The organism is Desulfonatronospira sp. MSAO_Bac3 (assembly GCF_003838035.1).
In the GTDB taxonomy this organism is placed as follows: Bacteria; Desulfobacterota; Desulfovibrionia; order Desulfovibrionales; family Desulfonatronovibrionaceae; genus Desulfonatronospira; species Desulfonatronospira thiodismutans.
Map to the genome: position 1 here is coordinate 1 of NZ_QYZY01000286.1, position 2,475 is coordinate 2,475.

Below are 2,475 nucleotides of genomic sequence, written 5' to 3' on the forward strand. Positions count from 1 at the left end.
ACCTCACTCACTGCCTCCCTTCCGACCTCCGAGTCCGCTTCCACCCCCTGGTCAAAAACCCCGCGCAGGGATTCCACTATTTCTTCAGCATCGCCGTACTGGACATAATAGACATAAATATTCTCCCCGGCAGAACCCAGGATATGCTCGGGAACAGGACGGTCCAGGCCTTCCACCCAGGCCTGCACAAAGCTTAAAACCGTCTCGCTCCTGGTAACCGCCAGGACCATGTTCAGTCTTTCCAGGGGCAGAAAGGACACCCTGGCCTGTCTCCCCACGCGGTCCCGGTCCATTCCGAATCTCTCCAGGATGTTTTCAAGTTTCTGTGCGGCCTCGCCTGCTTCGATATAGCGCAAAGGATACACCCGGGCCAGCACGTCAGCAAAAATGCTTTCGTCAAACAATGAAATGAGGCGGGAGACTTTTTCCAGAGAATGGGGATAATCCGAAACCAGCAGCACCCCCTTTTCCTCGTGGGCATAAACCCGGGCATCGCCTGAAAGGTGCGGTTCAATAATGTTAACCATTTCTTGTGCAGCGATGAAATCCAGCCCGAACCCCTGAATGATCTGCCCCCGCCTGGGGAGCTCCTCTCTGTCCGGCAAAATGATGAGTTCCCCGGGGATATGCCCGGGAACCCGGGACAGGGGCAGAAATTCCAGGATCTGGTCGGACCTGATCATGGCCGCGTTGTTCACCCTGAGCACGCCTTCCAGGACACCCAGCATCTGCCGGGCATTGAACCTGTCCTTGACAAACAGACTTACCCGGCCGCTGACTCCCGGGTGTATCAGGTAATCCTCTTCCAAAAGCTGCATGAACACCCGGATCACTTCCACCAGGTCAGCATCGTAAAAGCTGAAGGAGACATCCCTGGCCTCTGCAGGGTCAAACTCCTCTGCCGGGGCGAAGATATCCATTGTGGTGCCAAGCGGGGAAGCGGCAATGATCTCCTGCAGCCTCTGGTTGAGAAGCTCTGCCTCTGTAACATCTGGCTTCAGCACAGGCTCCGGCTGCACAGCAGGCATCTCAAAATGCTCAGGCACTTCTTCCTTCTGGGGATAGGCCACCGGCTCCCGGGCCAGGCTTTTTATCTCCGGGTCCATTGCGGCGCAGGAGGAACAAAGAAAAAGTATTACCAGGAGGAAGATAAATTTCATGGTGATTCCATTTTCATCCTCACCTCACCGGGCGGTAAACCGGCCCAAGCGGTGTGTCTATCCTGTGCATTCTGCCTTCCTCCACCAGCCTCTCCATGTCCTCGGGGGAAGGAGCAGGATCGGGACTGACTTCATCATCCTCCAGCCTCTGCATGAGATGCTCAAGGCCCGTGCCCGGAGCCAGAGGTTCCAAAGCATCAGGCGGGCCTTCCGGTTCCTCCCGGGGGTCGTCCTCCCGTGTTGGCCGGTCAGCAAATAAATGCACATGAAAAATCCGGCCTCCGGACTGAATGGTTACATAATCATCATGGATGTCTGTAAGAGTATATGCAGTTTGCAGGCCGTTATCCTCCATGGTGATGCTCTGGCCAGCTCTTACCAGGCTGTAGGTATCCGGAGAGGGAAGGTCATGGTTGTATATCAGGGCCATTCTTTCATCATCCCGGGAAATAATTCCATGCAGCCTGAAAGCGCCTGGATCCGCCTGAACGCGACGCGCATCGTCTGGATCTTCGGATACCGGCCTGGCCCAGGGCCTGCGCTCAGGAGAAAACAGGTTGTTCGATATAATTATTTGATGATCTTGCGGATCACCGACCTGACCAGGCACAAACTGATCCTGCAGTTCCTGCATATTTATATCCGGAGCCTCTTCATCAGGAAAAAAATCAATCTGTACTTCCTGGTGCTTGTTTTCCCTGTAGTCCAGAAAACCCAGACCAAGAAAGACTGCTGCCAGCCCGGCAAAAATCAGAAAGATGGCCAATTTTGGCCCTTTGAAGCCGGAATAGGATTTTTGCTTCACGGTCTGCTCCAGGCCGCAAGCTGGCAGTCAAGGTTAAAATGCCTTCTCTCCCTTGGATTGATGATGCTTATCTCCACCCGGCGGGCGAAAACAAACTGCTCATGGGAGGAGATACGCCACAAAAAATCTTTGATGGAGTCTATTTCTCCCCTGGCGCTTATGCCCAGAGCCATTTCACTGACCACCCCGTCATCCGTCCTGGGCAGCATTCTGATACTCATGATTTCCAGACCGCTTGCACCGGCCATATCGCTCACCAGGTCCTGCAGCCTGGCCTCGGCCAGGGCCGCAGTAGGGGCCTGAATAAACCTCGGGTCCAGCTCTTCATTGAAAAATACCTGCAACATCTCAAACTCCCGTCTGTTGTGTTCACCTCCGGCAACAAGCCGGGTCAGGTTGAAATAATGCATCTCCCGGCTCTGGATCCTGTCCTGCAGGGAGGTGGCCCGATCCTGGTAAACCTGCACAAGATATCTGCCCCCGGCCAGAAACATCAGTACCAGCATTATG

2 protein-coding genes and 1 pseudogene are annotated in these 2,475 nt (G+C 54.5%); all 3 read right to left on the reverse strand.

The window, feature by feature from the left end; translation table 11 throughout:
• Nucleotides 1-1,160 (reverse strand): annotated as a pseudogene (locus D5S03_RS09535) (hypothetical protein); the annotation flags it as partial.
• Between the two features lie 19 nt (nucleotides 1,161-1,179).
• On the reverse strand, nucleotides 1,180-1,926 hold the full coding sequence (locus tag D5S03_RS09540; protein ID WP_144289721.1) for a hypothetical protein: 747 nt from the start codon (nucleotides 1,924-1,926) through the stop codon (nucleotides 1,180-1,182).
• A gap of 35 nt (nucleotides 1,927-1,961) precedes the next feature.
• The coding region (gspM, locus tag D5S03_RS09545) for a type II secretion system protein GspM (RefSeq protein ID WP_287043702.1) at nucleotides 1,962-2,475 on the reverse strand (514 nt) is incomplete at its 5' end.